The sequence below is a fragment of the Nevskia soli genome (assembly GCF_903970205.1).
In the GTDB taxonomy this organism is placed as follows: Bacteria; Acidobacteriota; Terriglobia; order Bryobacterales; family Bryobacteraceae; genus Bog-113.
This window is the reverse complement of record NZ_CAJCHS010000337.1, coordinates 1-5,781: the sequence shown is the minus strand read 5'-3', so window position 1 is coordinate 5,781 and position 5,781 is coordinate 1. Positions and strand designations below refer to the sequence as shown.

The 5,781-nt window shown below is 60.2% G+C and carries 6 protein-coding genes and 1 pseudogene; 3 read left to right on the top strand and 4 right to left on the bottom strand.

The window, feature by feature from the left end; all coding sequences use genetic code 11:
• A pseudogene (locus H1Y01_RS14675) lies at positions 1-1,038 on the bottom strand (PA domain protein); the annotation flags it as partial.
• On the opposite strand from H1Y01_RS14675, the gene H1Y01_RS20250 reads away from it, so the two are divergent.
• Both H1Y01_RS20250 and H1Y01_RS14665 read left to right on the top strand, forming a co-directional pair.
• Entirely contained in the window at positions 955-1,356 is a 402-nt protein-coding gene (locus H1Y01_RS20250; RefSeq protein ID WP_437179970.1) for a UBP-type zinc finger domain-containing protein, read from the top strand. The pseudogene H1Y01_RS14675 and the gene H1Y01_RS20250 sit on opposite strands and share 84 nt — an antisense overlap.
• A gap of 4 nt (positions 1,357-1,360) precedes the next feature.
• A complete protein-coding gene (locus H1Y01_RS14665) occupies positions 1,361-2,641 on the top strand; it encodes an ascorbate-dependent monooxygenase (RefSeq protein ID WP_180541258.1) in 1,281 nt (426 codons plus the stop codon).
• Here the strand turns inward: H1Y01_RS14665 and H1Y01_RS14660 are convergent.
• Positions 2,638-2,943, bottom strand: coding sequence for an NIPSNAP family protein (locus H1Y01_RS14660; RefSeq protein WP_180541257.1), 306 nt, complete (start codon positions 2,941-2,943; stop codon positions 2,638-2,640). The genes H1Y01_RS14665 and H1Y01_RS14660 overlap by 4 nt on opposite strands.
• 76 nt (positions 2,944-3,019) lie before the next feature.
• Between H1Y01_RS14660 and H1Y01_RS14655 the strand changes: the two genes are divergently transcribed.
• Entirely contained in the window at positions 3,020-3,370 is a 351-nt protein-coding gene (locus H1Y01_RS14655; RefSeq protein ID WP_180541256.1) for a hypothetical protein, read from the top strand.
• A gap of 2 nt (positions 3,371-3,372) precedes the next feature.
• Here the strand turns inward: H1Y01_RS14655 and H1Y01_RS14650 are convergent, their stop codons facing one another.
• Positions 3,373-4,404 (bottom strand): ABC transporter substrate-binding protein, encoded by a 1,032-nt coding sequence (locus tag H1Y01_RS14650; RefSeq protein WP_180541255.1) that lies wholly within the window; start codon positions 4,402-4,404, stop codon positions 3,373-3,375.
• Between the two features lie 2 nt (positions 4,405-4,406).
• Positions 4,407-5,781, bottom strand: a 1,375-nt coding sequence (locus H1Y01_RS14645; RefSeq protein ID WP_180541254.1) for a pyridoxal phosphate-dependent decarboxylase family protein, incomplete at its 5' end; no start/stop codon positions are given.

Below are 5,781 nucleotides of genomic sequence, written 5' to 3'. Positions count from 1 at the left end.
ATGTCCGGTGGTGAGCAGAATCATGATGCTGCGCGGGAGCTGTTCGCGCGGGATTCGCGTGAGATACTGCGCCATCCCAAGAATGGCGTTGGGTCCGTCATCTTCGGTTCCGTTGGGGCCGTCGGTGTGGCTGTTGAGGATCACCAGCTCGTCGGTTCTTCCGGGGATGATACCGATCAGGTTGCGCGACGCCCCGTCATCGACCACGGCATCCAGCCGCATGCGAACGCGGGCTCCGGAGCCGGCGATCTGCCGCAATCGGGCGCCGGTCGTGTTGGAAACATACAAACCGGGGCACTGCAGGATGAACCCGTGATAGGGGGCATAGAGACCTTTCGCGGCCGCGTCGTCGAGCGGAAGGATGGCGATTACGCCGGCAGCACCGGCCGCTCGCATCTCATTCACCCTGCGGAGCAGAACTTGCGGGCTCACGCGGGTGTGATCGCGCCCTGGGTTGAGGACGTGTTCCGGATCATACTTCTGATACGACAGGCGCGTCAGGCCCGCAAGTGTCGCCGGGCGGAAGGCAATGTCAGTGAGAACGATCCTTCCCGATAACGACCCGCGCGGCGGCATTTGCTCGCCTTGGATGTATACCAGCGGGCCGGTGATTCCTTGCGGAGGCAGTGTTCCCGAGTAAGGAACGTAGGACGAAACAGGCACGGGTCCGGCACCAGGGCCATCGATAATATCGAGCCCCCAGGACTTGGGTGTCCAGCGCTCGAACCGCACCGGATCGGCGTGTACGCCGGAGATCCCGACGCGCTGCATCCGGTCCTGGAGGATATCGATGAACCGTTCGTGTGCGGGCGAACCCGTCGCGCGAAGTCCCATGGCATCGAGCTCCCCGTACCACGAGCGAATCTGGGCAAGACCCATGAATTGGGACGGATCTACTTTGAGCGTCGCATCGCCGCTCAAGCGAGCCTGAGGCCAGGAACCTTCCTGCTGGGCATGCAGCGAGGCCGGCCAGCGCGAGAAAAGGCCCGCGGAGAGGCCTGCGGTTGCGAGTCGCGCGAAATTGCGTCTATTGAGCATCAATGGTTGTCTAGCAAGGCAAGGTCCGCTACGGTGAGCATGTCGCATACTGGGATTATGGCCAGCTGTGAACATTTGAAAACGGCGAAACACATTGCGCCCAGGGTCCATGTATGCGAGAAGTGCGTCGAAATGGGCGATCGGTGGGTCCATCTGCGCACCTGCCAGACCTGTGGAAACGTGGGCTGCTGCGATTCGTCGAAGAACAAACATGCCACGAAGCACTTTCACGCGACGCAGCATCCGGTGATGCAGTCGGCGGAGCGAGGCGAGCATTGGCGATGGTGCTACGTGGACGAAATCATGGATGGGGAGTAGGTCGATGAAAGTCTGCGTCCTGTTATCGGTGCTGACGTGCGGCGTGCTGACGGCCGGTAGTTACAAGAACAAACCGACTTACAGCGCCGATATCGCACCGATCCTAAACGCGAATTGCGTGTCGTGCCACCGGCCGGGCCAGGTGGCTCCTTTCTCACTATTGACTTACTCCGATGCGGCAAAGCGGGCGACGCTTCTGGCGGAGGTTACTAAGAGTCACTACATGCCCCCCTGGAAGCCCGAGCCGGGATTTGGGGAGTTCAAAGGAGAGCGGCGCCTTACCCCGGAACAGATTCAACTCATTTCCGATTGGGCTAAAGCGGGTGCGCCGCCGGGCGACTTGAAGACCGCCCCCGCGCCGCCGGTATTCGCTACCGGATGGTCGCAAGGCAAGCCGGACGTGACTCTCGCGCTGCAGAAGCCCTTCGAAGTTCCCGCGGAGAGTCCGGATATCTACCGCTGCTTTGTCTTGCCTTTCCAGAGCGAGCAGGCAAAGTATGTCAAGGTCATGGAGTTCCGCGCGGGCAATCCGCGCATAGTGCATCACGCCCTGGTCTATCTGGACAACACCGGACAAGCTCGCAAGTTGGCGGCGCAATCCGGCGGGGATAGCTATCCGTGCTTCGGCGGAACCGGATTCGTGCTGGCCGGTTCGTTAGGCGGCTGGGCGCCCGGCGCAGTTCCGTACCCGCTCGGGCCGGGATTAGCGCGGACCATTCCGCCGAACACCGACATCGTGATTCAGATTCATTACCATCCGGATGGAAAGCCGGAGACTGACTTATCGCAGATTGGGTTGTGGTACGGCGAAGCGCCGACGAAGGGATTCACCCCGATCCTTGTGCTGACGAGGCGAATCGATATCCCGCCGGGAGATGCCGACTATCGCGTTCACGCTTCCCTGGTTCTGCCGCAAGATGTACAAGTCATCGGGATCACTCCGCATGCTCATTACGTTTGTAAGGAAACAAAGGTTGAAGCTACCCTTCCCGACGGGAAGGTTGTGCCCTTGATCTGGATCAAAGATTGGGACTTCAACTGGCAGGGACAGTACCAATTCGCGCAGCCGATTTCGCTACCTAAAGGTACCACAGTCACTCTCGATTTCACTTACGATAACTCGTCGGGTAACCCGCGAAACCCTTCCAATCCGCCCAAGCGAATTACATGGGGTGAGCAGACTACCGACGAGATGGCGATCGCGTTTCTATCGGTCGTTTTACCCAGCCCTGCGGATGTCCAGCCCTTTCGACGTGCGTTGTACTTTGCCAACGTCAGGCATTAGTTAAAGCGAACGAGACCGTCGGGGTCGTCCACCAGAACGACATCGTATTTCTCGATCATCGGCATCAGAAGGTTCTCCAGTTCGTTTTTCCAGAGTTCGCCCTCGTAGAACTGCGCTTTCATGGGCTCCCTAGAAGCTAAGTCCGGGAAACCGCGCATGAAGAAGAACGTGTCGGGATCTTCGATGGAAAGGAACGGCCCCAGGATTTTCATACCGATCGCATCGTGCGCCGGAACCGAGCGTGTGCGGAACACTTCCAGGAATTGAGGCCGCGTGCCCGGCTTGAGTTTGTAAGTTCGCATTTCGACGATCATTGGACCTTCTCAATCACTTGCGTCTTGATAGAATCATGCTCGCATCAGCAGAAAGGAAAACACCATGAGTAAGTATCTGGTTCTTTACCAATCCGAAGGCGCGATAGATGGACCGACTGTCTCCGAGATGTTCGCCAAAGTGACGCCGGAGCAGTGGGAGGCGGGCATGGGCGCTTGGCGTGCGTGGTACGAGAAATGCGGCAGCGCGGTGGTCGATCCCGGCACACCGCTGGACAAAGCGGCCAAAGTACAAGGCAAGTCCTCGTCCGATGTTAGAACGACCATCACCGGTTACAGCATCCTTCAGGCGGGCTCCCGAGAGGACGCCGTCGCCTTGGTTCAGGACCATCCCCACTTGCGTATGCCGGGTACCTGGATCAACGTCCTGGAGTGGGTTCAGATACCGGTGGTGTAAGCTCACGCGCTCTTGATCTCCGTCCAGATGCGGTCCCGCAAGCGCTGGGCGTCGGGCGGAGGCGCGACCGGCCAAATCCCGCGTGCAAGAATTTCAGGCGTCCCATATAAGACGACGCTGTCGCGGGCTGCCGGCGGAAGCAGCATCCGCCCCGCGCGATTGCAGGTGGCCGACTCGCCAACGGTCGCGTTCGCAGCCGCCACCGCCGGCCGCAGTAAGTAGTCAAGGAAGCGGTGAGCTAAGTCGCGGCGGCGGCTTTCCGCGAGGATCGCCGCGTTATCGCAATAGAGTGGGAAACCTTCCGCCGGGTAAGTGAAGGCGAGCGGGTGCGAAGCCTGCTGCGCGGCGATTGCTTGCTGCGCGGTGGTCGACCATAACTGCGCGGCCAGTACGTCGCCCGCGACTAACTGGTCACGTACCTCGGCGTTCAGGTAGGCTCGAAGGTAGCGCTTCTGAGCGATCGCTTCTGCCCGGGCGCGCTCTAAGTCGGAGTCGGCGGTTGCACCGAATGGGAGACGTAACTTGAGCAGGCAGGCGCCGAGGACGTCTTCCGGGTCATCCAGCATGGTAAGTCGTCCGCGCACGCGATCGTTCCACAAATCGGCCCAAGCGGCGGGCGCCGGATCAAGCGATTGCGCATAGGCGATTCCGGTGGCGTTCCACATATACGGAGTAGACCAGCGGAGTCCTGGGTCCCAGGCGGGTGACTGAAACAGCGCGTCCAGGTTCACGAGTCCCGGCAGTTTGGAGTGGTCCAACTTAGCGAGAAGCCCGAGTTGCACCATGGGCGGGATGCGGCTATGGGTCGGGAAGACAATGTCCCAGCCGGAGTTACCGGTCATTACCTTGGCCAGCATCTCCTCATTACTCTCATAGACTCCGTAGCGGATGCGGATCCCGGTTTCGGCGGTGAAGGCTTCCAGCGTTCGAGGATCGATGTAACTCGACCAGTTAAAGACGTTCAGGCGCGGCCGGCGGTCCAGGGTACAGGCGGCCGCAGCCGCCGCCGTGGCGAGGAATGCGCGCCGCTGCATGGTTAGTTAAGCTCCCGCGCCTTAGTCAACGCGGTAACCAGCTTCTCGATATGTTCGGGCTGCGTTCGATAGTTCGTGATGCAGGCGCGCAGAGCAGGTACGCTTCCGCCCAATAATATCGTTGAGATCCAGGCGCTGCCGGACTTTACCACAGCATCGGAAACCCGCTGGTGTGTCGCCATATCCCAGGTCTGGTCTGAAGGCGTGAAACAGACGACCGGCAGTCTAGTCTGATTCACGATAGTCCATCCGTTCGCCCGGAGCCGGTCGCGCAGTAGATCGCCCATCTCCGCCTGGTGGCGGAGGATCGCGGAGTAACCGGCCCATCCGACGGTGGCCAGGGTCATAAATAGCTTGAGACCGATGAATCGTCGCGACCATTGCAGGGAGTGTACGAACGGATCGGCGACCGCCAGGCGCTCGGCCTCCTTTGGCATGTAGGTCGTACTTACCGAGAAGGTCTTGCCTAAGATACCGCGGCGGCGCGTCATAAACATACCGGCGCCCATCGGTACAGAGAGCTGCTTGTGTGGATCGAGAGTAATCGAATCGGCGTTTTCAATTCCCGCCAATACTGGGCGCAGCTCCGGTACAAGGATAGCGGGGCCGCCCCACGCGGCATCAACGTGGAACCAGAGACGGTTCGCGCGCGCTATGTCAGCTAACTCGGCAAGCGGGTCCACAACGCCCGCTCCCGTGGTTCCCGCTGTTCCAACGATCAGGAACGGTTCATATCCAAGCTCGCGATCCTCTTCGATGGCCATTCGCAGCAGCGCTACGTCCATCGTTAACTTATCCGTAGCCGGGATGAGGTGAAGCGCAGCCGCACCCAAACCAGCGGTACGGGCCGCCTTGAGGAATGAGTGATGGCTCTCGGATGAGGCATAGAACACAGGGCGCGCGCCGATACTCTGCAGGCCCTGGTCGAGAACACCGGGCCAACGATCCACGAGTGCGCAAAGCAGGGCGGTCAGGTTCGCTTCCGCGCCGCCGCTGGTCATGCACCCATCGGTCTCGTCTCGCGCCAGCCCGAGCTTCTCCGCGAATGCTTCGATCAAGCGCCGCTCCGTCTCAACGGCCAGGGGACTATGACTCCATCCAGCTAACTGCGGATTCAGCGTCGCCGTGATAGAGTCGCCGATAATTCCCATAAAGCTTGGCGCCGGATTGAATAGACCGAAGTAACTCGGGTGAGGCGTGTGGACCTGATGTTTCTTGAGTTCGCCGGTAAATCGGCGGAGTACGTCGATCGGCGTTCCGGGGTCGTCGAACGAAAACGTGTCGAGTAACTGCTGCAACTTAGCCTGGTCGAGAACGGGCGCGACCGGAAGCGACTCGACACCCTCGATATACTCCTCGGCTTGCGCGACGAGTTCC